Source organism: Pseudomonas fluorescens Q2-87, from assembly GCF_000281895.1.
GTDB lineage: Bacteria > Pseudomonadota > Gammaproteobacteria > Pseudomonadales > Pseudomonadaceae > Aquipseudomonas > Aquipseudomonas fluorescens_S.
In genome coordinates this window covers 2,849,009-2,874,923 of the sequence record NZ_CM001558.1, presented here as the reverse complement: position 1 = coordinate 2,874,923, position 25,915 = coordinate 2,849,009, and the positions used below count along the sequence as shown (strand labels likewise).

The 25,915-nt window shown below is 60.7% G+C and carries 20 protein-coding genes and 2 pseudogenes; 14 read left to right on the top strand and 8 right to left on the bottom strand.

Going from position 1 to position 25,915, the window contains the following annotated elements:
* Positions 1–10 precede the first annotated feature (10 nt).
* Both PFLQ2_RS14965 and PFLQ2_RS14970 read right to left on the bottom strand, forming a co-directional pair.
* A complete protein-coding gene (locus PFLQ2_RS14965; protein WP_003181423.1) occupies positions 11–844 on the bottom strand; it encodes an oxidoreductase in 834 nt (277 codons plus the stop codon).
* A gap of 149 nt (positions 845–993) precedes the next feature.
* On the bottom strand, positions 994–1,494 hold the full coding sequence (locus PFLQ2_RS14970; RefSeq protein WP_003181421.1) for a winged helix-turn-helix transcriptional regulator: 501 nt from the start codon (positions 1,492–1,494) through the stop codon (positions 994–996).
* 192 nt (positions 1,495–1,686) lie between these two features.
* Here PFLQ2_RS14970 and PFLQ2_RS14975 point away from each other — a divergent pair, with 192 nt between their 5' ends.
* From PFLQ2_RS14975 to PFLQ2_RS15000, 7 genes and pseudogenes are all read left to right on the top strand, one after another.
* A complete protein-coding gene (locus PFLQ2_RS14975; protein WP_003181419.1) occupies positions 1,687–2,310 on the top strand; it encodes an isochorismatase family cysteine hydrolase in 624 nt (207 codons plus the stop codon).
* A 10-nt stretch (positions 2,311–2,320) separates the two neighbouring features.
* Positions 2,321–3,553, top strand: coding sequence for an MFS transporter (locus PFLQ2_RS14980; protein WP_003181417.1), 1,233 nt, complete (start codon positions 2,321–2,323; stop codon positions 3,551–3,553).
* 96 nt (positions 3,554–3,649) lie between these two features.
* A complete protein-coding gene (locus tag PFLQ2_RS14985; RefSeq protein ID WP_003181415.1) occupies positions 3,650–4,399 on the top strand; it encodes a substrate-binding periplasmic protein in 750 nt (249 codons plus the stop codon).
* A 98-nt stretch (positions 4,400–4,497) separates the two neighbouring features.
* Complete coding sequence (locus tag PFLQ2_RS14990; RefSeq protein WP_003181413.1) at positions 4,498–5,490, top strand: response regulator; 993 nt, start codon at positions 4,498–4,500, stop codon at positions 5,488–5,490.
* Between the two features lie 3 nt (positions 5,491–5,493).
* Positions 5,494–6,447: a sensor domain-containing diguanylate cyclase gene (locus PFLQ2_RS14995; protein ID WP_003181411.1), complete on the top strand. Its 954-nt coding sequence runs from the start codon at positions 5,494–5,496 to the stop codon at positions 6,445–6,447.
* A 193-nt stretch (positions 6,448–6,640) separates the two neighbouring features.
* Positions 6,641–6,718: pseudogene (locus PFLQ2_RS30990) on the top strand (hypothetical protein); the annotation flags it as partial.
* Between the two features lie 55 nt (positions 6,719–6,773).
* The gene (locus PFLQ2_RS15000; RefSeq protein WP_003181408.1) at positions 6,774–7,562 is read left to right on the top strand and encodes an SDR family NAD(P)-dependent oxidoreductase; all 789 of its coding nucleotides are present in this window, start codon (positions 6,774–6,776) and stop codon (positions 7,560–7,562) included.
* A 147-nt stretch (positions 7,563–7,709) separates the two neighbouring features.
* Here PFLQ2_RS15000 and PFLQ2_RS15005 read toward each other — a convergent pair whose 3' ends face one another.
* Positions 7,710–9,671 (bottom strand): methyl-accepting chemotaxis protein, encoded by a 1,962-nt coding sequence (locus PFLQ2_RS15005; RefSeq protein ID WP_003181407.1) that lies wholly within the window; start codon positions 9,669–9,671, stop codon positions 7,710–7,712.
* A 451-nt stretch (positions 9,672–10,122) separates the two neighbouring features.
* Between PFLQ2_RS15005 and PFLQ2_RS15010 the strand changes: the two genes are divergently transcribed.
* On the top strand, positions 10,123–11,076 hold the full coding sequence (locus PFLQ2_RS15010) for an MBL fold metallo-hydrolase (RefSeq protein ID WP_003181405.1): 954 nt from the start codon (positions 10,123–10,125) through the stop codon (positions 11,074–11,076).
* A gap of 77 nt (positions 11,077–11,153) precedes the next feature.
* Here the strand turns inward: PFLQ2_RS15010 and PFLQ2_RS29820 are convergent.
* Positions 11,154–11,297, bottom strand: a pseudogene (locus PFLQ2_RS29820) (hypothetical protein); the annotation flags it as partial.
* 221 nt (positions 11,298–11,518) lie between these two features.
* On the opposite strand from PFLQ2_RS29820, the gene PFLQ2_RS15015 reads away from it, so the two are divergent.
* The 3 genes from PFLQ2_RS15015 to PFLQ2_RS15025 all read left to right on the top strand — a co-directional run bounded on the left by PFLQ2_RS15015 (position 11,519) and on the right by PFLQ2_RS15025 (position 15,298).
* On the top strand, positions 11,519–13,402 hold the full coding sequence (locus PFLQ2_RS15015) for an ATP-binding protein (protein WP_003181404.1): 1,884 nt from the start codon (positions 11,519–11,521) through the stop codon (positions 13,400–13,402).
* Between the two features lie 214 nt (positions 13,403–13,616).
* On the top strand, positions 13,617–14,849 hold the full coding sequence (locus tag PFLQ2_RS15020; RefSeq protein ID WP_003181402.1) for a porin: 1,233 nt from the start codon (positions 13,617–13,619) through the stop codon (positions 14,847–14,849).
* Complete coding sequence (locus PFLQ2_RS15025; protein WP_003181400.1) at positions 14,849–15,298, top strand: substrate-binding domain-containing protein; 450 nt, start codon at positions 14,849–14,851, stop codon at positions 15,296–15,298. Before PFLQ2_RS15020 ends, PFLQ2_RS15025 begins: the two co-directional genes overlap by 1 nt.
* A 9-nt stretch (positions 15,299–15,307) precedes the next feature.
* Here PFLQ2_RS15025 and PFLQ2_RS15030 read toward each other — a convergent pair whose 3' ends face one another.
* Positions 15,308–17,680, bottom strand: coding sequence for a putative bifunctional diguanylate cyclase/phosphodiesterase (locus PFLQ2_RS15030; protein WP_003181398.1), 2,373 nt, complete (start codon positions 17,678–17,680; stop codon positions 15,308–15,310).
* Positions 17,681–17,904: 224 nt separating this feature from the next.
* Positions 17,905–19,536, bottom strand: a complete 1,632-nt coding sequence (gene treA / locus PFLQ2_RS15035) for an alpha,alpha-trehalase TreA (protein ID WP_003181396.1) — start codon at positions 19,534–19,536, stop codon at positions 17,905–17,907.
* A 283-nt stretch (positions 19,537–19,819) separates the two neighbouring features.
* Between treA and PFLQ2_RS15040 the strand changes: the two genes are divergently transcribed.
* From PFLQ2_RS15040 to PFLQ2_RS15050, 3 genes are read left to right on the top strand one after another with little or no spacing between them, the layout of a single operon-like run.
* Positions 19,820–20,830 (top strand): zinc-binding alcohol dehydrogenase family protein, encoded by a 1,011-nt coding sequence (locus PFLQ2_RS15040; protein WP_003181394.1) that lies wholly within the window; start codon positions 19,820–19,822, stop codon positions 20,828–20,830.
* Positions 20,831–20,844: 14 nt separating this feature from the next.
* Positions 20,845–22,371, top strand: coding sequence for a UxaA family hydrolase (locus tag PFLQ2_RS15045; protein WP_033046487.1), 1,527 nt, complete (start codon positions 20,845–20,847; stop codon positions 22,369–22,371).
* A 50-nt stretch (positions 22,372–22,421) separates the two neighbouring features.
* Positions 22,422–23,126, top strand: coding sequence for a FadR/GntR family transcriptional regulator (locus tag PFLQ2_RS15050; protein WP_003181390.1), 705 nt, complete (start codon positions 22,422–22,424; stop codon positions 23,124–23,126).
* A 315-nt stretch (positions 23,127–23,441) separates the two neighbouring features.
* Here PFLQ2_RS15050 and PFLQ2_RS15055 read toward each other — a convergent pair whose 3' ends face one another.
* Both PFLQ2_RS15055 and PFLQ2_RS15060 read right to left on the bottom strand, forming a co-directional pair.
* Positions 23,442–24,767 carry an ABC transporter substrate-binding protein gene (locus tag PFLQ2_RS15055; RefSeq protein ID WP_003181387.1) on the bottom strand — a complete coding sequence of 442 codons (1,326 nt, stop codon included), beginning with the start codon at positions 24,765–24,767 and terminating at the stop codon, positions 23,442–23,444.
* A gap of 72 nt (positions 24,768–24,839) precedes the next feature.
* Positions 24,840–25,907: a branched-chain amino acid ABC transporter permease gene (locus PFLQ2_RS15060; protein ID WP_003181385.1), complete on the bottom strand. Its 1,068-nt coding sequence runs from the start codon at positions 25,905–25,907 to the stop codon at positions 24,840–24,842.
* Between the last annotated feature and the right edge of the window lie 8 nt (positions 25,908–25,915).

The following is a 25,915-nucleotide window of genomic DNA, read 5'->3' as shown; positions in this document are numbered from 1 at the left end:
TATGCGGCGCTCACCCATCGGTTGAACGGGTCAGCGATTCCCACTGTTCAATCTCACTGGCGGCGCGCCTGAGTTTGTCACGCACCAGCCCCAACGCATCGCTGCCCAACAGAAGATGGGCCGGTGGCGTCGCGCTGGCAATCACCTGCAACATCGCTTGCGCGGCCTTCTGCGGATCGCCGAGCTGCTTTCCACTTTTCTCTTCCCGCGCCTTGCGCACCGGATCGAAACTGGCATCGTAGTCGGCGATGCTGCGAGGCGTGCGCCGCATCGAACGACCCGCCCAGTCGGTGCGAAAAGAGCCTGGTGCCACGGCAGTCACAAATATATTGAACGGCAACAGCTCTTGGCTCAACGTATCGGAGATCCCTTCAAGGGCGAATTTGCTCCCACAGTAATACGCGATCCCAGGCATCGTGATGGTGCCTCCCATGGAGGTGATGTTAAGGATATGCCCGGCACGACGCTGGCGAAAATAAGGAACAAACGCCTTGATCATGGCGACCGCGCCGAACACATTGACCTCGAATTGACGACGCATCTCCTCCAGCGGCGATTCTTCGAGGATACCCTCGTGGCCGTAACCGGCGTTATTGACCAGCACGTCGACGGGGCCGTGGCTGGCTTCGACAGCTGCGACCACCCCGTCGATCCGGGTGAAGTCAGTGACATCCAGGATCACCCCGTGGGCCCGCTCCGGGCACAGTGCCTGGAGCGCCTGCAAAGCGGCCTCACTGCGTACCGTTCCAATGACACGGTGCCCCGCTGCAAGCGCTTCATGGGCCAGGGCGCTACCGAAGCCACTGCTCGCGCCGGTGATGAATAAGGTTTTTGGGTGGGACATGGCGAGATCCAATCGATGAAGACGAGACGATGGTATCGACTGGAAACTCACTGACCTATATCGGTTTATCTCTGGGGTTTGCCTATTCCTATCAGCGCCAACTGCAGACTCGATCCTGGTTCCATCCAAGTATTGTCAATGGCTCAACTTCACAACCTCCCCTTGAAAACATCCCGACGAACCACCCGCTCGTTGAGAAAACCCTCACTGATCGAGCTCTCCAGATCCTCACGCCCCACCGCAACGCCGCAGTGCGGGCAAACGCTGGCCACTCCCACGTCATGGCCGCACGCGCGGTGGACGAAGTGCATCGCCAGCCCTTCATCCTCGCTTTTGCACCACTTCTCGCCCCAGGCGCGCAGTGCGTAGACCACTGGGTAGAAATCCCGGCCCTTGTCCGTCAGTTGGTATTCGTAGCGCGCAGGCTTTTGGTTGTATAGCCGCCGCTCGACCATGCCGTCGGCTTCCAGCGCCTTGAGGCGTGAGGTGAGCATTTGCGGCGTGGCGCCGGTCTGGATCTGCATTTCCTCGAAACGAGTCGCGCCCATGTACAGCTCGCGCAGGACCAGGATCGTCCATTTGTCGCCGACCACTTCCACGGAACGCGCCACCGGGCAAACCGTCTCGGGCGTCTTGTGTTGCATTTGCATCGATGTGCACCTCGTCCATCCACTCTGGTTTTCATAGTAACACGGCGGATGCCGAGCAAAACCGCTTAAATTGGGCTACAGGCACCGTAACAGTTGACACTATGAATATCATAGCTGATTATTCTGGCAGGGACGTACCGCAGACGCTTATGCGCAAACCCGTCCTCAACTGCCTTCAACAGGAGCACTGACATGACCCACCCTGAACCCAGCCTGGCGCGTACCGGCCTGTTACTGGTCGATCCGTACAACGATTTCCTGTCCGACGGCGGCAAGCTGTTTCCCTTGCTCGAAAGCGTCGCACAGGACGTCCATCTGCTCGACAACCTGCGTAAGTGTGTGGCTTCGGCGCGGGCAAGCGGCCTCCCCGTGTTCTACGTACCGCATCGGCGCTGGCAGCCCGGTGACTACGACAACTGGGACCATCCCAACCCGACCCAGCGCTTGATCCAGGAGCGCCATACGTTCGCCAAAGGCACTTGGGGTGGCGACTGGCACCCGGACTTCGTGCCGCAGGACGGCGATATCGTCATCCAGGAGCACTGGGGGCAAAGCGGGTTTGCCAATACCGATTTGGATTTCCAGCTCAAGCAGCAAGGCGTCACGCATGTGATTGTCGTTGGGCTGTTGGCGAATACCTGTATCGAGTCGACGGCGCGTTTCGCCATGGAGCTCGGTTATCACGTCACCCTGGTGCGCGATGCGACGGCAGCGTTCAGCAAGGAAATGATGCACGCGGCGCACGAACTGAACGGCCCCACGTTCGCCCACAGCATCGTTGACACCGAGGGGCTGCTGCTGGCCCTGCAACGCTGAAGGGGGAGCTATGCCTGTATCTAGCGCGGTCCCGGCCGGGCTTCCTGCCCGTCTGGTTGCGGTGATGGCGATGTGTTGCGCCCTCGCCGTCTCGGCCCTTTACTACCACCAGCCGCTGCTACCGCAAATGGCCGCCTCGTTCGGCCTGGCGCCGACGCAGGCTGGCCTGGTCGCCACGCTGACGCAACTCGGTTACGCGACGGGCCTGCTGCTCATCGTGCCTCTCGCCGATTGCCGGCAGCCGCGCCGGCTGGCGTTATCGGCGATTGTCGCGAACGCCGTCGCGTTGATGGCCTGCGCCGTGGCACCGAACTTCATGCTGCTGTGCGCTGGCAGTTTTGTGGTGGGCGTGACGGCGATTACCGCGCAGATCATCATTCCCGTCCTCTCCGGCTTGGCATCGCCGGCTGAGCGCGGCCGAATCGTCGGTGCGTTGCTTGGCGGCCTCTCAACAGGCCTCTTGCTGGCGCGCACGATGGGCGGTTTCGTCGGCGAACATGCGGGTTGGCGAACGGTTTTTGTGCTCGCTTCAGTTATCGATATCTTGCTGCTGATCATCGTCGCCAGGCGCCTGCCTGCCATCGCCGGCCAGGCGCCGATCCGCTACACGCGGCTGCTGCGTTCGCTGGTCAGCTTGGTACGCGAGGAGCGTGAGCTGCGCCTATGCGCGGCCAGCGGCTTTTTTATCTTCGCTGCATTCAGCGCGCTGTGGGCCACACTGGCCGCGCTGCTGACGCAACCGCCCTACGGTTTCGACGCCGCCACTATCGGAGTGTTTGGCCTGGTCACGCTGTTGGGCATCGTCGCATCGCCTAGTATCGGTGCCTTGGCGGATCGCTTGGGCGCGCGCGTCATGGCATTTGCCAGCGCGATCATTCTCACCGCGGGTTTTGCTTGTATTGCCGCAGGCGGACATATCCTTGGCTGCCTCCTCGTCGGCATGGTGTTGCTGGACCTGGGCAACCGCACCGGCCTGGTCGCCAACCAGTCGCGCATCCACGCCTTGCGCCCCGACGCTCGCAGCCGACTCAACACGGTCTTCATGGCTTCGTACTTCATGGGTGGCGCCGTCGGGGCAGCGCTGGGAAACTACGGCGTGCACCGAGCTGGCTGGATCGGCCTTGCAGCCGTGGGAGCATCACTGGCCCTGGCAGCAGCGGTGATCAGCGCCTTCTTTCCTCAAGCCTCGAGCGCCCTGCCCGCTGACTCGCCCACACGTGGCAATTGCAACCAACAGGCGTGAGAGGTATGCCAGGGTCTATACTGGTTTTGCCCTGCCCCAGTCCCAATCCTTGAGCACCGCACTGTTTTTCAACGTAGCGCCAACCAGGCCGATCATTTGAGATATTTAATAGTTACCGCAGCGCTGCTCGTTCTGTTGCTCGACGCGCCTGCCAGGGCTGAGCAGTATCAGGTCGTGACTGAAGAGTGGGCGCCGTACAACTATCTGGAGAACAATCAGCTCACCGGCATGACCACCGAGATCGTGCGCGCCATCATGGCACTGACCGGGGATGACTTTCCCATCGCGGTGCTCCCCAGCATGCGCAGCTCCCGGGTCCTGAAGACCCATCCCAGGACCATCCTGTATTCCATGTTCCGCACCGCCGAGCGCCAGCCTTTGTACAAATGGGTCGGTCCGATTGTGGAAGAGTCCATCTACCCTTATGAGCTGGCCGATGCGCAGCAGCCCATCAGCTCCCTGGAGCAGTTGATGCGCGCTCCGCGAATCACCACGCGAAACGCTGGCCTGATACCCGAAGTGCTGCAGTCGCGAGGGTTCACCAACCTCGACAAAAGCGCAACCGGGAGCCTGCAGCTGTATCGAATGTTGCTGGCCGGGCGTACCGGGATCATCGTCGGCGATACCACGGCGGGTGTCGCTTACTACAGCCGCCAGTTGAAAATTGCGCCCGGCACGTTGCGTCGCATCCCCGTCGAACTCTATCGCTCATCGCTCTACATCGCCTTCAGTCGCGACTCCGAGGACCCTGTCGTGGCCGCCTGGGCCAAGGCACTGGACCAGTTGCGCCGCTCCGGCGAGCTGGAACGCATCCAAAATCGGTACAACGACCCCTACGGGCAATAGAGGTCGGAATCTTGAACCTGCCATTCACGCTGGGCTCTAACGCTGGAGACAGTTCCGGAACCTGACACTCAACGCCAATGAGCGCCCAACCTGTGCCGATGATCCCTCTAGTGGTATGTGACGACTCCAACATGGCTCGCAAACAAGTGCTGCGAGCCTTGCCTGGGGACTGGCCGGTGTCGGTCACCGAAGCCATCAACGGTCGCCAGGCGATGGACGCCATACGCCAGGGTCTGGGCCAGGTGGTGCTGTTGGACCTGACCATGCCGGAAATGGATGGTTATCAAGTGCTCAGTGCGTTGCGTGCCGAAGGGTTGAAGGCGCAGGTCATCGTCATCTCCGGTGACGTCCAGGACGAAGCCGTGCGCCGGGTGCATGAGTTGGGCGCATTGGCGTTCCTGAAAAAACCTTTCGATGAAAATGAACTGCGCCAGACCCTGAGCCGCCTGGGGCTACTGACGGCACCGGGTAGCAGCGCGCTGCAAGATCGCCCAACGACCGGCACGCCCATCGGCTTTCACGACGTATTTCGCGAGACGGTCAACGTCGCCATCGGCCGGGCCGCCGCCCTGATAGCGAAGGTACTGGGGGTGTTCGTGCAGTTACCCGTACCGAACGTCAATCTCCTCGAAGTCGGCGAGTTGCACATGGCTTTGGCCGATGCGAGCAGCTCCCGGCAACTCACGGCCATCTGTCAGGGCTTCATCGGCAGTGGCATCGCCGGCGAAGCCCTGCTGATATTCCACGACTCGGAAGTGGCCGATATCGCGCAACTGATGCAACGCCAGAGCGCCGATTATTCGGATCTGGAAATGCTGCTGGACCTTTCCAGCGTGCTGATCGGCGCCTGCCTGAGCAGCATCGCCGAACAGATCGACGTGGTGTTTTCTCAAGGCCACCCGCAGATTCTCGGCCAACACGCGGCCATCGACGAGCTGATCCGACTCAACCACAAGCGCTGGAAAAAGACCCTGGCCGTGGAAATCAGCTACAGCCTGGAAGGACATGACATTCGCTTCGATCTGCTATTGCTGTTCACGGAAGACTCCATTGAGCGGTTGACCCACAAACTCGCCTACTTGATGAACTGAGCCATGAATAATCCTGTCGATCTGAATGAATTCCACTGGCTGCTGGCGATCGTGCAGAGCATCGATGTCGGCGTGGTGGTGCTCGACCGCGATTACCGTGTCCAAGTCTGGAACACCTTCATGGAGAACCGCTCGGGGATACAACCGAAGGACGCTCACAATCAGCATTTTTTCACGCTGTTCCCCGAGATCGATCAGCAATGGTTCAGCCGCAAGGTAGAAAGCGTCGCGACCCTGGGCACGCCTGCGTTCACCGTCTGGGAGCAGCGCCCGTACCTGGTGCGGTTCAAGAACTACCAGCCGATCACCGGCCAGGAAGCGTTCATGTACCAGAACACCACGTTGCTGCCCCTGCATTCCCCCAACAGCAAGATCGACCATATCTGCCTGGTGATCTATGACGTGACCGACGTCGCCACCAACCGCCACCAGCTCCAGGCCGCCAATGCACAACTGCAATTGCTCTCCAGCACCGACCGGCTGACGGGCTTGTACAACCGCGGCCACTGGGAAGAAAGCCTGCGGGCGGCCCACGCCCGGCACCAGCGTTATGGCACCGCCTTGAGCCTGGTGATGTTCGACATCGACCATTTCAAACGGGTCAACGATACCTACGGCCATCAGGCCGGCGACAAAGTGATCGAGCAAATCGCCGAGCTGGTCCGCGAACACATCCGTGAATCCGACTTGGCCGGGCGTTACGGTGGAGAGGAGTTCGGCGTGGTGCTTTCAGACACCGACAAGGCCGGCGCAAGCATTTTTGCCGAACGCCTGCGCAAGGCGGTCGAAACGATGCACGTGTTGCACAACGGCGAGGCCATCCGCTTCACCATCAGCCTGGGCGTGGCCGACCTGAGCCAGCCCTCGACCAGCCACGCCGACCTGATCGCCTGGGCTGACCAAGCGTTGTACACCTCGAAGAAGACCGGGCGCAATCGGGTGACGGTGCATGAATAGATAGAACCCGCGCTGAGGGGGGAACATCGCCAAGACAGCCTCATTGATGTCAACCGTCATCAAAGATGTTGACAGCTTAGATTATGAGCGTAATTATACCGGCATCCTCCACATCGGAAGCTGGACCATGACCGGACAAACCCTTTTCGAACCGTACGCCCTCGGCAGCCTGAGCCTCTCCAACCGCATCGTGATGGGGCCACTCAACCCGGCCACGCTCTATGGCGGGGGCGCAGCAGGCTACACCGACTACCCGACGATCTCCCGCTGAAGCCGATCCTTTTTTACAAGTCCTTGCCTGAGCCACTCCTCTAAAGGAAATGATCATGACTACGCTTCCAACCGTCCTCATCACCGGCGCCTCCTCCGGTATTGGCGCGACCTACGCCGAACGCTTCGCCCGTCGTGGCCATGACCTGGTGCTCGTTGCCCGGGACAAGGCTCGCCTGGAAACCCTGGCGGCACGCCTGCGTGCAGACAGCGGTGTGGCTGTCGAAGTGCTGCAAGCCGACCTGACCCAACCCGCCGACCTGACGGCAGTCGAAACCCGCTTGCGCGATGACCAGCAGATCGGCGTGCTGATCAACAACGCCGGGATCGCGCAGTCAGGGGGCTTCGTACAACAGACCGCTGAAGCCATCGAGCGCATGATCACCCTCAACGTCACCGCGTTGACGCGGCTGGCGGCGGCGGTTGCTCCGCGCTTCGCCCAGTCCGGCACCGGCGCGATCGTCAACATTGGCTCGGTGGTCGGGTTTGCTCCTGAGTTCGGCATGACACTCTACGGCGCCACCAAGGCGTTCGTCCTGTACCTGTCCCAGGGCCTGAACCTCGAATTGTCGCCCAAGGGTGTCTATGTACAGGCCGTGCTGCCAGCCGCGACACGCACTGAAATCTGGGAGCGCGCCGGCATCGACCTCACTACCATCGCCGATGTAATGGAAGTGGGCGAGCTGGTGGATGCAGCGCTGATCGGTTACGACCGTCGCGAGCTGGTCACGGTCCCGCCGCTGCATGTCGCCGAACGCTGGGACGCACTGGACGGCGCGCGCCAAGGGCTGCTCTCGGACATCCGCCAAGCACGTGCGGCTGATCGTTATCAGCCCCAGGCCTGACCACCGCCCTGCAACCGCCCAGGGGCGTCTCGCCTTATGAGATCGCCCCGTTCCACACCGGTGAAAGGATGAAGTACTCCGACGGATCTGTTCAAGCCGATGTGGACGTTTTTGATCAATCTTAAATAACCCGGACGCGACCTGCGCCTAGGCCACCTTGAAACGACTGACCAGTTGCTGCTGATACTCGGCCAGGCGCGCCAGTTCCTGGCTGGTGATTGCCGTTTGCTCGGCACCGGCGCTCACTTGGATAACCAAGTCGTTGATCTCATTCACGTTTCGATTGATGTCTTCTGAAACGGCACTCTGCTCTTCGGCGGCCGAAGCGATCTGAATGTTGCGGTCGCTGATCGTCGCCACGCCCTCGGCGATTTCCACCAGCAGCGCCCCGGCCCGCTCCACTTTGCTCGCACCGTCCTGAGCCTTGCCCAAGGTCTGCTGCATGGAAACAGCCGCGCGGTCGGAACCTGCCTGCAGATTGCTGATCATCTGCTGGATATTGCCCGTCGATTCCTGGGTCTTTTGCGCCAGCGTACGAACCTCGGAGGCCACCACGGCAAACCCGCGGCCATGGTCACCGGCCCGTGCCGCTTCAATCGCTGCATTGAGCGCCAACAGATTGGTCTGCTCGGCAATGCCACGAATCACATCGAGCACGGACGAAATCGCATCGCTTTCCAGTTTCAGGTCGCCAATGATGCCGGCTGTTTCCTCGGCCTGTCCGCAGAGCTGACGAATCAGCCCGACGGTACTTTCGATCTCCATCCGCCCTTGCGCGGTGCTGATATTGACCTGCTGCGACATCTGCGCGGCATCGTTGGTGCTCTGCGCTACCTCCCGCACCGTAGCGCTCATCTGATTGATCGCGGTGGCCACCAGCTCGGTGCCTTGGCGCTGTTGCTCGACGCTTTGGCTGGTCTGGATCGTCACGGTAGAAGACTCTTCCGCCGCAGTGGCCACCTGTGCCGTGGCGTTGCCAATTTCCTGGACCACGCCGCTGATTTCTTCGGCCATGCGGTTGAGGTTGCGCGAGATCTGGCCAAATTCGTCCTTGCTGTCATAAGTGGCCCTGGCGGTAAGGTCCCGCCGTGCCAAGTCATCCAGGGCTCGGTTCACGTCCCGCACTGCCAGGCCGATCAGGCGAATGATCAAGTAAGACAGCAGCGCCACCGCCAGCAGGGCGACGATGACCGCACCGACGGTCAGCCACAGGGCACGGCTTGCGGCATCGCGCTCGTCCATGGCCAAGCGACTGACACTCTCGCCCAAGGCTTGCTCCACTTGGCTCATCATGTCGATACGCTGGGTGGAGGTTTCAAACCATGCCTCTGGCTTGATCCCCAGCGGTTGCCCCATAGGTACCTCGAACGCCAGGCGCTGCAACCTGCCGACTTCTACGGCGGCAGGCTTCTGCATCTGCTCATCGAATGTCTGCAGCAACGCCGGCTGAGCCTTGCGGCGGAATGCTTCGGAATAGGCTGCGAATTCCCCCAGGTTACGGCTGAAACGCGATAACAACACCTCATCGAAACGATCCTGGCTGAACACCAGGCCCAGCACTACCCGTTCGCGCCCGGCGCGCTCTTTCATCTCGATAAACTGATTGAGGGACCCGAGCGCATGAATAATGGCAGCGTTATTGAGCGTTGCTTCCAAAGAATGGGTGTAACCCACAAGGGTCTGGATAATCCGGGTATAACGGGTGCCCGATTCGGTGCTGCTGATACTCAACTTATCAACTTGTCCACGAATAGCCGGCAACTCGTCCAGCGCGCCAAGGACGTTGTCCAACTGCGAACTCCCCGACGCTGACAAGCCACGCACGACTTCGGCCGACGCGCTGGAGTCCTTGCGCATCAAGGCCATCCGGTCGCCCATGGATTTGCCAGCGCTGCCCAGGAAAACCCCACTGGCGCCTCGCTCACGCTGCAGCATAGTGATCAGTTGGCTCAGTTTCTGGGCCGTGGCGCTGGCGGTTACTGTTGCGTCCATGTCATGTAGCGTCTTGTAGTTGGCCACTACAAAAACCCCGGCCAGTGTCAGGAAGCCGATTAAAGGAAGTATAAGGATCAATAGAAGTTTCAGGCGCAGCGGTGCATTCCTCAGCATTTTCGTTCAAGCCTCATTCCATATGAATTGGTATTGATGCGTGAACTTATTGTTGAGCTGACTTATGCACGCTTATCGAGGCCTCATGCTAACGCAATATCAATGAGCCATCACCCCCTTGATCGTGCAATGTTTGATATTTAGGCTGGGCGCACATGACTAATTCAAGTTGCCTTGATCAGGATCAGTATCCCGAGATAAATGACGAAAATCATTGGCGGTTTAATTGGGTAAGCCAGAGCGGAATTCTCCGCGCCCAACCGCCAGCGCCCTTCTCTCTCATACTTTGATTTAGGGACGATCACCCTAACGTCCATGCCCCGCCATACCCAGGTGGAGTACCGAACGCGCCGTGTCGCGATGCAGACTCGATCTCCAGACGAATCGGTCCTCTTACGCCAGGATTCGAGTGTCGTCTTAGCCTCTTGAGCCAAGCCATCGGAGAACAATCATGAACTCGCATCTGAACGTCGCCGTCCAGCAGGACGGAACACAGCAGCACAGCAACAACCAGCGGGACTCGAGCGCATATGAAGAACTGGTTCCTTCGCGTTATGCATTAAAGGTCGGTGAGATTGACGTACTGGTCGTCAGTGATGGGGTCCTCCCGCTGCCGACAACGACCATGTCCACCAACGCCGACCCGCAAGCGCGCGCCGCCTGGTTCAAGGACATGTTCCTGGGGCCCGACGCGTTCGACTGGGCCCTGAATGTGCTGGTGGTGCGCAGCGGCGAACAGACCGTACTCGTCGATGCCGGGTTGGGCGGCCAGTTTCCCGGTTTTCCGCGAGCCGGGCAGTTTCCCAAACGTCTCGAGGCGGCCGGGATCGATCTTGGTTCCGTGACGGATGTGATCATCACCCACATGCACATGGACCATATCGGTGGTTTGCTCGTCGATGAGGTGAAGAATCGGCTGCGGCCAGACGTGCGGATCCACGTGGCGGCGGCTGAGGTCGCCTTCTGGGCCGCGCCGGATTTTTCCCTCACGGCCATGCCGTCGCCGGTGCCGGAAGTCCTGCGCTCGACCGCCGAGCAGTTCATGAATGAATACCGCAGCAAAGTGCGCACCTTCGAACAAAGCCATGAAGTGGCGCCAGGCGTGGTGGTCAAGCTCACCGGCGGCCATACGCCCGGGCACAGCGTGGTCCACGTGACATCTGCCCACGAGCGCTTGACCTTCGCGGGAGACGCCCTGTTCCCCGTCGCATTCGACCATCCCGATTGGCACAACGGCTTTGAGCATGACCCCGAGGAATCGGTTCGCGTTCGGGTGCGCCTCATGCAAGAGGCGGCTGCGTCAGGTGAGCTACTGGTTGCCACGCACCTGCCATTCCCCTCCGTTGGCCGGGTGGCGGTCGATGGTGACGCCTTCCGGTGGGTGGCGGCGTTTTGGGATTATTGAGCCCAGTCATTCGGGCTTCATGCCCATGACAGAGGCCTGCCGATTAAAGTTCGGCAAGCCTCGGGCCCTGCGGATGGTCAGCGCCCCGGGCGCTCGTTGACCATGCTCGCGGCCTGAAACAGGATCCTGGCGACGAAATCGATCTCCTGCTCGGTGATGATCAACGGCGGCAGGAAGCGTACGGTCGCGCCGTGGCGTCCACCCAACTCCACGATCAACCCTGCTTGAGACAAGCCTGCTGGAACGCCTGCCCAACGGTCTACATGTCGTACGCAGGATCATGCCCACTGTACGCGGTGCGCCGATGTCGATGGCGCGGTTTGTGGTCTATAGTTTTAGCAGATCCGAATTCTTTCGCTCGCGCAGCCAGGAAGCACCCGTTCGAGCCGTAACCGAATCGGACATTCACAAGCCATCAATAGTGAATTGCAGGGAGCACACTATGTCCATCCAGCGGCCCGATATTCTGCGGTTGGACCCTGGTATTGCTCTTTGTCCGCAGCCTGATTCCCGGGCCGGCCTGCTCCGGCGCGTCTTCGACCAGGCCAGGGAAGCCTACATTCTGTTTCCGCTGCTGGCCGCGCTCCTGTTGCTGGCGATCTGGTCGGCCACCCTCTACCTGATCCGAGTCGAACACCTGCGTGCACAGCAGAGCGCTGCCACCGCCAGTCTGGAAATCGGCGCGACATATGAAGCACAGATGTTGCGCGCAATCCATGAAATCGATCAAACCCTCAAGCTGGTCAAATATACCTATGAAGCCGAAGGCGAGCCCAATCCCCTGCCCCGGCTCCAGGAACGCGCCCTGCTGCCGCCGGCCCTGGTATTTGATGTCAGCGTGGTCAAGCCCGACGGCGCCCCCATAGCGAGCACACGGGCAAACGATCGGGAGAAAATCGCTGATCCGGATGAACAGCAGACGCTGCGACGTAGCGATTCACTGTCCATCAGCCGCCCGTGGAAGAGCCCCGCCACGGGCGAATGGCGACTGCGTTTCAGCCGCCGACTCGACGCGGCGAATGGCGCGCTCGCCGGCATCGCCAGGGTCGAGGTCGATGCGGCCTACTTCGTCAGCAGCTATGACACCTCGAAGCTCGGCGACCGAGGGGTGCTCGGGTTGCTCGGAACCGACGGCATTTTTCGCGTCCGGCGCACTGGTGACGCCGTGATGGCGGGCAATGCGGTGGACTACGCCGCGGTGGTGCCGGACACGGACAACACCGAGGCCGTGCTGTCGGCCAATGGGTGGGACGAGGTGCGGCGTTACACCAGCGCACGCCAACTTTATGATTTTCCTCTGGCGGTGATAGTCGGGCTGTCCGAGGACGAACAACTGGCCGCCGTGACCCGGCAGGCGCACACCTATTTGTGGCGCGCGGCGGGCGGCAGCCTGGTGCTGGTGCTGCTGGTGGCGCTGCTCGCCCGGATGAGCTGGCAACTGGCGCAAAGTCGCTTGCGCGCCGCCGAAGCCCAGAAGCAACTGGCCGCCGCGGCCCGCCAGGCCGGTATGGCCGAAATCGCCACCAATGTCCTGCACAACGTCGGCAATGTGCTCAACAGCGTGAACATTTGCGCAGACCTGGTCACCCGCAAACTGCGCACCAGCAAGGCTCAAGGGCTTGGCAAGGCGGTGCAGTTGATGAACGAGCATGCCGATGACCTTGCAGATTTCATCTCCCAGGACGCCAAAGGCAAGCTGCTGCCGGGTTACCTGAACCAATTGGTGGAAGCACTGGCGATTGAACAGCAGAGCATGACCGACGAACTCGAACAACTGACCAAAAGCGTTGATCACATCAAGGAAATCGTCTCCGCCCAGCAATCCTATGCGGGCGCCTCCAGCATCGCCGAGACGGTCCAGATCAAGGAACTGATCGAGGATGCCCTGCGCATGAATGTCGGCATACTCGCGGCGCGCCAGATCACCGTGGTGCGCAACTTTGCCGCGACACCCTTGCTGCAACTGGACAAGCACCGAGTACTGCTGATCCTGGTCAACCTGATAAAAAATGCCAGCAGCGCAATGGATGACAGGCCAGGTCTACAGCCGCAGATCACCCTGGTCACCGAGGTGCAGCTGGGCAATACCCTGGTTATCCGAGTGATCGATAATGGTGAGGGCATCGTGCCGGAAAACCTGACGCGCATCTTTGCCCATGGCTTCACCACACGCAAAGATGGCCATGGTTTCGGCTTGCACAGCTGCGTGCTGGCCGCCATGGAAATGGGCGGCTCGCTGGAGGCTCACAGTGACGGCCCGGGCACCGGAGCGACCTTTACGCTCAAATTGGCGATCAAGGCCTCCGAGCAGGCCCAGTTTGCGTAACGCCTAGGGATTCCTGGTCCTCACAGACGGACGTATTGGTTTTTTAGGCTACTCTTCGGTTCGTGATATCGCGCAGTTTCAGCCAACGTTACAAGGAATAAACGAATGGCGATCCCTACTCACACCTCGCTCGCCAACACCAGAGCGCTAGTGTCGATGCAATCTTGCCCGACGCAGCGTATGCCCCGCATGACGATGAAATCGGGCTGATCCTATGGCGCCGACACTCAACAGGCTGGCCTTGGCAATGGTGACCCTCAATGCCGCCGCAGCCAACGCCGCAGACATGTCGATGTTCTCGCTGAGCAGTTTCGGCACTGCGGGGATCGTCCATTCGAGCGAGAGAAAAGCCGACTTCACTTCCTCTATCTTCAAGCCCAACGGCGCAGGGCACTCGCGCAATTGGAGCGCCGACGTCGACAGCCTGATCGGTGCCCAGTTGACCGCCACTTTCACCCCGCAGCTTTCAGCCGTGGTGCAGGTCATTTCGGAGCAGCGCTACGACAACAGTTACCGGCCGTTCTTCGAATGGGCCAACATCAAGTACCAGTTCACACCTGATTTCAGTGCCCGTATCGGCCGAACCGTCCTGCCGACCTTCCTGGTTTCCGATACCCGGAAAGTCGGCTATACCCTGCCCTGGGTGCGAGCGCCCATGGAGCTCTACAGCCTGATGCCGATTACCAGCAGCGACGGCGTCGATGGCAGCTACAGATTTCGGGTCGGTGACGTGACCAATACCGTGCACGCTCACTACGGCCAGACCGACAGCCGCCAGCCTGGCGGCGCCGGCAAGGCATTGACGAGGAATCTCTGGGGGCTGACCAACACCGCCGAGGTCGGCGCCCTGACCACGCGCATTACCTACATGAAGGCCGACCTGACCCTGGAGCAGTTCAATTCGATCTTCGACACCTTCCGTGAGTTCGGTGAGGAAGGGATCGCCATCGCCGATCGCTACGACTCCGATGACACACCGGTGGATTTCATTGGCGTGGGCGCCAGCTATGATCCGGGCGACTGGTTCGTCATGAGTGAATGGGGCCGTCTCGACAGCCGCTCCGGCCTGGGCAAGACAAGCGGCTGGTACATCAGCGGCGGATACCGCATTGAAGCGTTCACGCCCTATATCACCTACGCGCGATCCAAGACTGAAACGGAAGTCTCAGCGCCAGGCTTGACGACCTCTACCCTGCCGCCCGCCTTTGCGGGAATCGCCACGGAGCTCAACGGCGCGCTCAATTCCATTCTGGGCTCAAACGAAGGCCAGCAAACCCTTTCCCTCGGTGTGCGGTGGGACTTCACGAAAAACATGGACGCCAAGCTGCAATACGATCACACCCGCTTGAAGGGCAACTCTGTCGGTCCGTTGATCAACAGCCAACCGGACTTCGATTCCGGGGGCTCGTTCAACGTCATCAGCCTAGCTGTGGATTTTGTATTCTGATGGAGCAGGCCATGCGGTGTGCGAGGCTCGTCGGAGTCGCTGTAGCGGGACTTCTCCTGTGCGGGGCCAGCGCGGCCGCTGAAGCCGACATAGTGGTGGTCGTCGCGAACTCCAGCGCGGTGAAGGTGCTCACGCGCAGCCAGGTGGCGGATATTTTCCTTGGCAAGGTCAATCGTTTCCCCGATGGCGGCCAAGCCACACCAGTCGACCAGCCCGAAGGGGCCGCTACGCGCGATGAGTTCTATTCGACATTCACCGGCAAGTCGCCGGCGCAGATCAAGGCGCATTGGTCGAAAATAATCTTTACCGGCAGGGGCCAGCCTCCGCAGGTGGTGACAAGCAGCGCGGAGGTCAAGAAACGTATCGCGGAGAATCCGGAAACGATCGGTTATATCGAGGCCAGCGAGGTCGACGGCAGCGTCAGGGCATTGCCCCCTGCCCCGCAATGAACAGCGTCTTCATGCTGGATCCGCCCCGTGGGTTGCCTGTGCTTGCAGCAGCGCCTTGAACTGCCCGGCGGGTACCGGTTTGTTGAAGTAAAAGCCTTGGAATTCATCGCAGGCGTTTGCCCGCAGGAAGTCGGCTTGTTCCTTGGTTTCCACGCCCTGGGCGACCACGGTGAGGCTCAGGGTGCGGCCCATGGCGATAATGGCTTCGGTCAAGGCCTTGTCTTCCGGCACGCTGGCCGTGTCGCAGATAAACGAGCGATCGATCTTGATGGAGTCCAGCGGAAATTGCTGGAGCGCCGAGAGGGAAGAATAACCGATACCGAAGTCGTCGATGGCGATACGGATATTGAGCTTCTTCAGACCGGTCAACACCCGCAACGCCCGGGTGACATCCTGCATGAGCAATCTTTCGGCGATTTCAAGTTCCAACAGGCTGGCGTCCATGCCGGTTTCGGCCAGTATCGCAGTGAGGTCCGCCAGCAGGCTTTCATCGCTGAACTGACGCGCTGTCAGGTTCACGGCGATACTCAAACGCGGTAATCCCTGTTGTTGCCAGGCAACGTTCTGGCGGCAGGCCGTCTGGAGCACCCACTTGCCGATCGACACGATCAGCCCCGTCTCTTCGGCGACCGGAATAAACTGCATGGGCGCGACCATGCCCAGGTCGGGGTGATTCCAGCGCAGCAGCGCCTCCATGCCAGTGATCCGCCCGCTGCGGATGTCGCGCTTGGCCTGGTAGTGCAACTGGAATTCCTGGCGCTCCAACGCGTGGCGCAAGCTGAGCTCCAGCGTCATGCGCTCCAGGGAGTCGGCATTCATTTTTTCGGAATAGAACTGGAAGTTGTTCTTACCCTTCTGCTTGGCCTGGTACATCGCGATATCGGCGTTTTTCATGAGCGTCTGCTCGTCGAGGCCGTCCTGGGCGAAGAGGCTGACACCGACACTGGCGGTCACACGGAATTCTTGGCCCTGGAGATTGAACGGCCGGGCGATGGCGGTGAGGATCTTATGCGCGGTGGTCGCCACGTATTTGTCCTCGGACAATTCAGGCAGCAGTATCACGAACTCATCGCCGCCCAATCGGGCGACGGTATCGCTGGCACGCAGGCAGCCCTTGAGTCGCTGGGCGACCTCCTGCAACAACTGGTCGCCAGCATCGTGGCCCAGCGTGTCGTTGATCTGCTTGAAACGGTCCAGGTCCAGGAAAAGCACCGCCAGTTGTCGATCATATCGACTGGCCTCGAGAATGCTCTGGGTCAAGACCTTGCTGAACAAACTGCGATTGGGCAGCGCGGTCAAGCCGTCGTGATAGGCCAGGTATTCGACCCGTTCGGCGTAGGTGATCTTGGCTTGGGCGGCGCGCGCACGACTTTGCGCCAACTGCCAGCTGGTGCGACTCAACAGGCCTACCAGCAGCACCAGCAGCAAGCTGCCGCCCGCCGCACGCCACAGATAGATGCGCGCCTGCCGGGTCACGGCGGCCAGTTGTTCTTCCTCGGACAACCCTACGATCACCGCCAGTGGAAAGTCGTAGAGTTGGCGGGAACTGGTGTAGCGCAGCACCTCGTCCCAGCCATTGACCGACAGCACGGCCTCGGTGTTTTCCGTGTCCGGCACCACCGTCGCATAATTGACCGCGTCACCGGCGGTCACGGCTTCGCCAGTGCGCCGAACGCGGAAGAGGCCATCGGTGCCAAGCAACCCGAGCACCCCTCGGTCGCCGAGCTTCGAGGCGTCATAGCTGCTGACAAAATAGGCTGCATCGACTTCAACCATGGCGATGCCGGAGAACCCGCCGTCCGCCGCGTCAAGCCGACGGCTGAAGCGCAATCGCCACTCGCCCGTGACCGGGTTTTTCCAGGGACGGCTGATCGACAGCGTGGTCGCGTGCCAGACATTCTGCAGCGTATCCCGGGCAAGCTGCAGGCCTGTCTCGCTCGCTTGGGTGCTCGCGACAACCACACCGCTAGCGTCAACCACGCTGACATCAAACACATACGGCGATGGCAACAGCGCCCGCGTCTTGAGACTGGGCAGCGGATTGCGTTCGCCCTCGGACTCATAGGCATATTTGATGAGTTTGAGCGTCTGGTCGATCTCACGCACCGCCCGCAGGATCTGCGCTTCGTAAGTCGCGGCGATTTCCAGGCTTGCCGCCGCGATCTCCTGCTGCGCGCGACCCCGTTCGACCTCGATCAGGTACAGGGTACCCGCCCAGATCGCCAGCAACAGGACAACCGCTGACAACGGAAACAGGATATAGGCTTCCTTGATCTGGTCGAAGCGTTGCCGGAAAAGGTTGGTCGCGATGCCAGAAATGGCATCCACGGAACTGGCGTTGCCAGGGGCCGACCTCAATGTATCGGGCCGTTGGATCGGCATGGCGTGCTCCCTGCAGTCTTTGGGTATCCAACGCGATTAAGGCTCCAGAGGATCGTCATGCCCCGGCGCCCGCGAAAGGTCCATATCTGCTGAGAACTATAGACCACAAACCACGCCTGCCAAGGGACGTGCGCGAGCATCCACTGATCAATCTCGGATAAAAAGAAAGGAGCGGATTGCCGCTCCTCTCTTCCATTCACCGGGCTCAGTGCCCGTCAGGTTGGTTATTCGCCAGCCGTGGCTCCCGAAGCGGTTGCGCCATACTTGCCCAGCAGTTTCAAGGTCACCCCGTTGGTCCAGCCGAAGCCATCCTGCAACTCGTATTCACCGCCTCCCCCGCCATTGCCTTGCCCGGACAGATCGTATTTTTCAACCAGCTTGTTTTCCTTGCGGTAGAGGTCGTGCACCTGCCGCAGAAAGCGGCTGCCGATCTCTTGTGCCAGCGCGGTTTGGCCGTATCGGTCCAGCCCCTCTACCGCCACCCACTGCAGCGGTGCCCAGCCATTGGGCTCGTCCCATTGCTGGCCATTGTTGACCTGGGTGGTGGCGATACCGCCGGGACGCAACAGGCCTTCACGTACCGCATCGGCCGTGCGCTGGGCATGCTCGGCGGAAGCCAGGCCCGTGTACAACGGGAAAAGCGCAGCGGCGGTAAGGCCCTGGCGTTGCTGATTCTGTCGCCAGTCGTAATCCACGTAGTAGCCTCTATCGGCGTTCCACAGATACTTGTCGATGGCGTGCTGGCGCAGGTCCGCGCGTTGGCCATAAGCCTGGACACACGGCCCGTTCTGGACGGTTGCGCAGGCCTTGGCGATGGTGCGCTCCAGGTGGAACATCAGACTGTTCAGGTCGACGGGCACGATGGACGTGGTGCGTATGGTCGCCAGGTTCTGGCCATCGCCCAGCCAGCGTGAGCTGAAATCCCAACCGCTTTCCGCACCGGCGCGCAGGTCCCGCCAGATCTCCTGCTTGGGCCGGTCGGGAGCCTGCTCGGCGGTCTTGACGTCCTGCAGCCAGGATTCCTGGCGCGGCGTCGGGCTCGCGTCCCAATAGCGATTGAGCACGCTGCCATCGGCGAGCTTGACCACATGTTGACCGGCCTCGCCAGGCTTGAGCGCCTGGGTGCCCGCCATCCAATAGGCATACTCCTTTTGCAATTGTGGAAGGTATCGCCCGTAGGCCTGGTCACCTTCGATGCGCGCCTGCAACTCCACCATGTAGGCGAAAAATGGCGGCTGCGACCTGCTCAGGTAGTAGGTGCGGTTGCCATTGGGAATGTGGCCGTAGGTGTCGATCATGTAGGCAAAATTGTCGGTCATCTGGCGCACCTGGGCCTTATCCCCGCTTTGCTCCAGGCCGAGCATGGTGAAATAGGAATCCCAGTAGTACATCTCGCGAAAGCGTCCGCCTGGCACCACGTAGGGCTGCGGCAACGGCAGCAGGCTGCTGTAGGGCGGCACCTGGGTGTAGGTTCGGCTCAATACGGGCCAGAGCTTGTCGATGTGCTCATCGATGGGAGCTCCCGGTTTCGGTGCCGGACTTTCAGCCTGGCCGGACTCGATGAAATTGTCCTTCACGAACGCCTTGATATCGAAGCCATCGCTGTCGCGCCGGGCCAGGTAATCGGCGCGGATGTTCGATGGATCGCGGTTGGGCAGCGCGTCCACGAAGTGTTTCTGGTCGGAGAAAATCTGTTCGCGTTGCACCGCTTCGAACAGTTCGGGGTAGGCCTGGTCGGGCGGTACAGGGGTTCGACTTTGAGCGTCCTTGTAGCTCCAGGTCGCGGAGGGTTGGCTTGAACAGGCCGCGCACAGCACAGCGGCAACGGACAGGCTGGTGAAATACAGAGGTCGCATGGCAGCTCCATAAGTTGTCGTTCCTGACAAACGACTGACAGGGCACGAGCGACCTCGGTTCATTTAAATAGCGCGCACGTTGAAACTGGTCTGTCCAATCTGCTTTTTGCCTAACTGGTATTGCCAATATTTTTTCCGGCGTGTAGTTTCGGGCCAAGGTCATCGGTGCAGATCTGTGCCCACCTACAACAAAAAACGAGCGTCGGTCCCGGCAGCCGTGCGCTCACAACCCTCCTCCCGCCTGCAGGCAGCCGCTGCCGCACGCCAGCCAAGGAGCATCAACATGCTGACTGTCATCTGTAACGAACCCGGCTCGTTAACCGCCATCGAAACTGAAAAACCGTCCAGGAAACCCGGCGAGATCCTCATCCGCGTCAAGCGCGTCGGCGTCTGTGGCACCGACCTGCATATCTTCACCGGCAATCAACCGTACCTTGATTACCCGCGCGTCATTGGCCACGAGTTCTCCGGGATCGTTGAAGGTACTGACGAGACCAGCGACCTGGCTTTGGGCGATGTCGTCTATGTGATGCCTTACCTGTCTTGCGGCACCTGCATTGCCTGCCGCCAGGGCAAGACCAATTGCTGCACGCGCATCCAGGTGCTGGGGGTTCATTGCGACGGTGCATTCACCCAATACCTGAGCGTTCCCCAGCAATTCGTGCACAAGGCGGCGGGCGTTTCCCTCGATCAGGCGGCGATGATCGAATTTCTGTCCATCGGTGCCCACGCTGTCCGTCGCTCGAATGTGCAGGCAGATAAACATGCCCTGGTGGTCGGCACCGGCCCGATCGGCATGGCTGCGGCGATCTTCGCCAGCCTGCGTGGCGCGAAAGTCACCGTGCTGGATACCCGTGAGGATCGCCTGTCGTTCTGTCGGCAACACCTGGATATCCACGCGGCCGTGCAGATCGGCGACGGCGACAAACAGACGCTGGCGGAACTGACCGGGGATGATTTTTTTGACGTGGTGTTCGACGCCACGGGCAATGCCCGGGCCATGGAACGCGGCTTCGAGTTCATCGCCCACGGCGGCACCTATGTGATGATTTCGGTTGTCCGGGACTCCATCACCTTCTCCGACCCCGAATTCCACAAGCGTGAAGCCACGCTGATGGGCAGCCGCAACGCCACCAAGGAAGACTTTCATTATGTGGAGCAGTGCTTGCGCGACGGATTGATTCCGGACGCAGCCCTCAATACCCACCGATTGGCACTCAGCGAAGTGGCCGACTCGTTCAGCACCTTGCTCGACCCGAAACAGGGTGTGGTCAAGGCAATCATCGAGTGCTAGGAGTGGAAACCGACATGAACACGCCCTCTTCTTTGCTGGTCTTGACCCCCGGTGACGATGTCGCGGTGGCCCGCGGTGATATCGCTGAAGGTCAACCGCTGAATGCCGATGGCATCACGCTGATTGCCCGCCAACCGATTCCGTCCGGCCACAAGATTGCGTTGCGCACAGTGTTGGCTGGCCAGCGGGTGCTCAAATATGGCCAGACCATCGGCCAGGCGACCCAGGACATCGAGCCCGGGGATTACGTCCATGTGCACAACCTGGCCATGCCCATCGCCAATGCCGAACACAGCGTGCAGAACATCTATGCACCCACTGTGCCCAGCCGCTCACCCGCCACGTTTGAAGGTTTCGTGCGCGAGGATGGACGTGTCGGGACACGCAATTACATAGGCGTCATTTCCAGCGTCAATTGCTCGGCCACCGTGTGCAAACACATCGCCAACGCCTTTACATCCGAGCGCCTGAAAGACTTTCCCAACGTTGACGGCGTCGTGGCCATCACTCACGGCAGCGGCTGCGGGATGGGCGCGAAAGGTGACGGCATCGATATCCTCAAGCGCACGTTGCGCGGCTATTCGGACCACGCGAATTTCGCCGGGGTGCTGCTGATCGGCCTGGGTTGCGAGGTCAACCAACTCACACCCTTGATGAACGAACTCGGGGATCGCGCGGCAACGCTCAAGGCCAGCCTGATCATCCAGGAAGCTGGCGGTACGCGCGAAGCCGTGCAACGGGGCATCGCCCACATTGAAGCGATGTTGCCCATCGTCAACCAATGCCAGCGCACCACCGTCGCGGCCAGCCACCTGACCGTCGGCCTGCAATGTGGCGGCTCGGACGGTTATTCAGGCATCACGGCCAATCCCGCACTCGGCGCGGCGGTGGATTTACTGGTGCAACATGGCGGCACTGCGATTCTTTCGGAAACGCCAGAGATCTACGGCGCTGAACACCTGCTGACGGCCCGCGCCGCATCCGCCGATATTTCGACAAAACTGATGGAGCGGATTCATTGGTGGGAAGCCTATGTGCGTCATAACGACGGGGACATGAACAATAATCCGTCGCCCGGCAACAAGGCCGGGGGCATTACCACCATCCTGGAAAAATCCCTCGGCGCCGTAGCGAAGGCAGGCACTACCGGGTTGATGGGGGTCTACCAATACGCTGAAAAAATCGACGCCCAAGGGTTGGTGTTCATGGACACGCCTGGCTACGACCCGGTGTCCGCTACGGGTCAGGTGGCAGGAGGCGCAAACCTTATCTGTTTCACCACGGGCCGTGGCTCGACCTATGGCTGCAAGCCGACGCCGTCCTTGAAAATCGCCACCAATACCCGCCTGTTCCAGCACATGGAGCTGGATATGGATTTCAACGCCGGCGGCATTGTCGATGGCCTGGAGTCGGTGGCCGAGGCCGGCGAACGGTTGTTCCGATTGATGCTTGAGACCGCCTCCGGACGCCGCAGCTGCAGCGAGGAAAACGGCCTGGGGGATAACGAGTTTTTGCCTTGGCAGATTGGCGCGGTGATGTGACTTTGGCGCCTGTGGTAGCCTTTGCCGACTCTCTGATGGACACCGCTCCCATGGTTTCAACGCTAAACGCCACTGAGCGAAAGCCGTACCAGAAAATCGCCGACCAGCTCCGCAGTTACATCGCCCAGGGGGATTTCAAAGCCGGCTCCAGGCTTCCTCCCGAGCGCGACTTGACGCAACTGCTGGGCGTGTCCCGGCCTTCGCTGCGCGAAGCACTTATCGCCCTGGAGATTGAGGGCGATATTGAAATCAAGATGGGCTCCGGCGTGTACGTGCGCGCCAAGCCCAAGGATGGGAAGAATACCAGCGTAACCTTGGGCGAAAGCCCCTCGGAACTGATGCAGGCCCGCGCCTTGATCGAAGGTGAGTCAGTGGTACTGGCCTGTTTGCATGGCAAGAAAAGCGACTATCGCTACTTGCAGGAATGCATCGACGCCATGCGCGCCAGCATCGCCGATGGCCTGCCCCCGTTGGAAGACGATCGCAAGTTTCATCAGCGCCTGGCCAAGATGAGCGGCAACTCCGCCTTGGTGCGGATCATCACCGCGCTGTTTGATGAACGGCATAAACCGATGTCGGCTCACCTGAGCAAGCATTCAGAGAATTCGCTGACCTGGGAAGCCGCCGTCATGGAGCACGAAGCCATCCTGCGCGCCGTGGCCAACAAAGACGTGCTCGGCGCACAAACCTCGATGCGCCTGCATTTGAGCCGCTCGGAAAACCGTTGGCTGCAAGCCCTGGAGCCGGAGGCCTGATCACTTGGCGCTGCCGCTGATGGCCTTTGTGGCAAAGAAGCTTGCTCCCGCTGATGGGTCCTTGTGGCAAAGAAGCTTGCTCCCGCTGATGGGCCCTTGTGGCAAGGAAGCTTGCTCCCGCTCACGGGTCCTTGTGGCGAGGGAGCTTGCTCCCGCTGGGGCGCGAAGCGGCCCTGAACCCGTTGACCGCGAACGATCTGTTGCACCGCAGTGCCTGGTTTTAGGTCTGCTGCGCAGCCCAGCGGGAGCAAGCTCCCTCGCCACAAGGGGTTGGGTGGCTGGGAATCTGTGGCAGCCCCCCCCTGCCACAACGTCTCAGGACTCCTTGCTGCAATCGCGTGGGGTGATGCCTTTTTCCCGGGCGTATTGGTGCGAGGACGCTTCGATGATCGGCCGCAGCAAGGCGCGGTCGGCCTGGACCCAATCGCTGATCAGCTTCCACTGCGTGCCGTCCCATTGCTGGAAGCGCACCGCACCACCGCCCTCGTGGTCCGAGCACGACAGCTGCAACGGTTGCACCAGGCCCAACGCCCCCAGTTCCTTGAGTCGGGCATCGTCGAGCTTGAGGTTTTCAAAACCCCAGCGCACTTGCTCGCCCGTCAACGGTTGCTTGCCGAATTTCTGCTGGGCAATGCGCACCGCTTCTACGTTGAGGATGCCGTTGACCACGCCAAGGTTGTAGTAAACGGTGCCGAAACGCTTGGGATCGGCCAGGTCGCCATGACCGGCGTCGACCACTTGCTGTTTGATGCCCTGCAACACCGGGAAATCGGTGCCCGACGGGTGCGTGGTAATGGCGATGAAACCTTTGGCCGCTGCACCGGCTGGCGCGGCGTCGTCCTCAGAGTTGCTCCAGATGTTGCCGATGATGTGGTCAGCCGGGAAGCCGACTTTTTGCGCGGTCTTCAGCGCCACCGGGTTCATTACGCCCCAGCCGCGCAGGATCACCCAATCGGGCTTTTCCCGGCGAATGTTCAGCCATTGCGATTGCTGCTCGTTGCCTGGATGCGGCACCTCCAGCAGGGTCAAGGCAAACCCGTACTTGTCCGCCAGGGTTTGCAGGACCTCGTTGGTTTCCTTGCCATAAGGCGAGCCGTGATACAGCGTGACGATCTTCTGGCCCTTGAGTTTATCCAGCCCACCAGCCCGTTGGCCGATGTAGTTGATGATCGCCGACACCTCGGAATAGGGGTTCAGTTGCAACGGGAAGACGTAGGGAAACACGCTGCCGTCGGTGGAGTCCGTGCGCCCGTGGTTGATGGTAATCAGCGGCAGTTTGTCGGCCGTCGAACGCTCCAGCGTGGCATAGGCGATGCCCACCGACAGCGGGTTGGTCGCCGCCGCTGGCGCACCGTTCAAGCCTTTCTTCAGGCGCTCATAGCACTCCACGCCTTTTTCCACCACGTACTCGGTTTCGCACTCGCTCCAGGTCAGCTTGACGCCATTGACCCCGCCGTTGGCGTTGACGTATTTGAGGTAGTCGATGAAACCGCCGAAAAAACCGGTCCCGCCGGCCGCATAGGGGCCGACGCGATAGCTTTGCAGCGGAAAGTACTGTTCGTTGTCCGCTTGGACGGTGAAGGCCGCGGCGGTGAGGCTCAGGGCCAGTGCCAGGCTGCTGGCGAATGATCGTTTGAACATCGGATTTTCCTTGTTATGAAGCCAGTGATAAGCCAACAGGATGGAACTGCAAACCCGCGTCATGCGGTTCGCTCAGTAGCGCAGCGGCCATAGCCGTGCGCGCTCGCGAAATCTCTGCCAGAGGCGCGCAAGGCCCTCGGGCTCCTTGATCAGGAACAGGATGATCAGCGCGCCGAATATCATCTTCTGCAGGTTCTCCACCTGCCCTGCGTCCACCAGCCCACCGGGCATCAGCGACACCAGGTTCGAGAGCAGGACGGGAAACAGGACGATGAACGCCGCGCCGAGGAAATTGCCCAGCAGGCTGCCGAGGCCGCCAATAATGATGATGAACAGGATCTGGAACGATCGATTGAGATCGAAGCCATGGGGCTCCACCGTGCCCAGGTAAGTGAAAGCCCAGAGCGCGCCAGCCACCCCGAGGAAAAACCCGCTGATGGCGAACGCCAGCAGCTTGGTCTTCATCAATGGGATGCCGATGACCGCTGCGGCAGTGTCCATGTCGCGCACCGCCATCCAGTTGCGCCCCAACTCGCTGCGCACCAGGTTGTTGCCCAGCCAGAACAGCGCGACCACCACCGTCAACGTCAATAGGTAGCGACCGGCCGGCGCGTCCAGGTTTACCCCGAACACGTCCAGCCGTGGCGCGCTGATCACGCCGGAGGCGCTGTTGTTGGAAAACCAACTGAACCGGGTCAAGGCCCAGGTCACGAAGAACTGTGCGGCCAGGGTCGAAACCAGCAGGTAGAAACCCTTGATGCGCAGGCTCGGCAGCCCGAACAGCAGCGCCACCAGCGCCGCCGCCAACCCGCCCAAGGCGATGCTGAGCAGCAACGGCAGACCGGCTACGCGCACTTCAAGGTTATAGGTGGCAAACGCCCCCACCGCCATGAACGCCGCAGAACCGAGGGACAACTGCCCGGCATAACCGGTGAGCAAATTGAGCCCCAACCCGGCCAAGGACAACACCAGGAACGGAATCAGAATCGCACTGAACCAGTAGTCGTTACCCAGCCAAGGCACCGCGACGAAAGCGAACACCAGCAGCGCGGCAAGCCCATGGCGATCCTGGCGCAGGGCGAAGACGCGACGATCCTGGGCATAACGTGTATTGAATTGGCCCGCTTCTCGATAAAACATGGCGCTCT

Coding starts and splice junctions, on each gene's coding strand:
- PFLQ2_RS14990 (WP_003181413.1), top strand. CDS start 4,498: ATGATCCCTCTAGTGGTATGTGACGACTCCAACATGGCTCGCAAACAA.
- PFLQ2_RS15060 (WP_003181385.1), bottom strand. CDS start 25,907: ATGTTTTATCGAGAAGCGGGCCAATTCAATACACGTTATGCCCAGGAT.
- PFLQ2_RS15045 (WP_033046487.1), top strand. CDS start 20,845: ATGAACACGCCCTCTTCTTTGCTGGTCTTGACCCCCGGTGACGATGTC.
- PFLQ2_RS15005 (WP_003181407.1), bottom strand. CDS start 9,671: ATGCTGAGGAATGCACCGCTGCGCCTGAAACTTCTATTGATCCTTATA.
- PFLQ2_RS14970 (WP_003181421.1), bottom strand. CDS start 1,494: ATGCAAATGCAACACAAGACGCCCGAGACGGTTTGCCCGGTGGCGCGT.
- PFLQ2_RS15040 (WP_003181394.1), top strand. CDS start 19,820: ATGCTGACTGTCATCTGTAACGAACCCGGCTCGTTAACCGCCATCGAA.
- PFLQ2_RS14995 (WP_003181411.1), top strand. CDS start 5,494: ATGAATAATCCTGTCGATCTGAATGAATTCCACTGGCTGCTGGCGATC.
- PFLQ2_RS15030 (WP_003181398.1), bottom strand. CDS start 17,680: ATGCCGATCCAACGGCCCGATACATTGAGGTCGGCCCCTGGCAACGCC.
- PFLQ2_RS15000 (WP_003181408.1), top strand. CDS start 6,774: ATGACTACGCTTCCAACCGTCCTCATCACCGGCGCCTCCTCCGGTATT.
- PFLQ2_RS14980 (WP_003181417.1), top strand. CDS start 2,321: ATGCCTGTATCTAGCGCGGTCCCGGCCGGGCTTCCTGCCCGTCTGGTT.
- PFLQ2_RS15055 (WP_003181387.1), bottom strand. CDS start 24,767: ATGTTCAAACGATCATTCGCCAGCAGCCTGGCACTGGCCCTGAGCCTC.
- PFLQ2_RS14975 (WP_003181419.1), top strand. CDS start 1,687: ATGACCCACCCTGAACCCAGCCTGGCGCGTACCGGCCTGTTACTGGTC.
- PFLQ2_RS15020 (WP_003181402.1), top strand. CDS start 13,617: ATGGCGCCGACACTCAACAGGCTGGCCTTGGCAATGGTGACCCTCAAT.
- treA (WP_003181396.1), bottom strand. CDS start 19,536: ATGCGACCTCTGTATTTCACCAGCCTGTCCGTTGCCGCTGTGCTGTGC.
- PFLQ2_RS15015 (WP_003181404.1), top strand. CDS start 11,519: ATGTCCATCCAGCGGCCCGATATTCTGCGGTTGGACCCTGGTATTGCT.
- PFLQ2_RS15025 (WP_003181400.1), top strand. CDS start 14,849: ATGGAGCAGGCCATGCGGTGTGCGAGGCTCGTCGGAGTCGCTGTAGCG.
- PFLQ2_RS14965 (WP_003181423.1), bottom strand. CDS start 844: ATGTCCCACCCAAAAACCTTATTCATCACCGGCGCGAGCAGTGGCTTC.
- PFLQ2_RS15010 (WP_003181405.1), top strand. CDS start 10,123: ATGAACTCGCATCTGAACGTCGCCGTCCAGCAGGACGGAACACAGCAG.
- PFLQ2_RS15050 (WP_003181390.1), top strand. CDS start 22,422: ATGGTTTCAACGCTAAACGCCACTGAGCGAAAGCCGTACCAGAAAATC.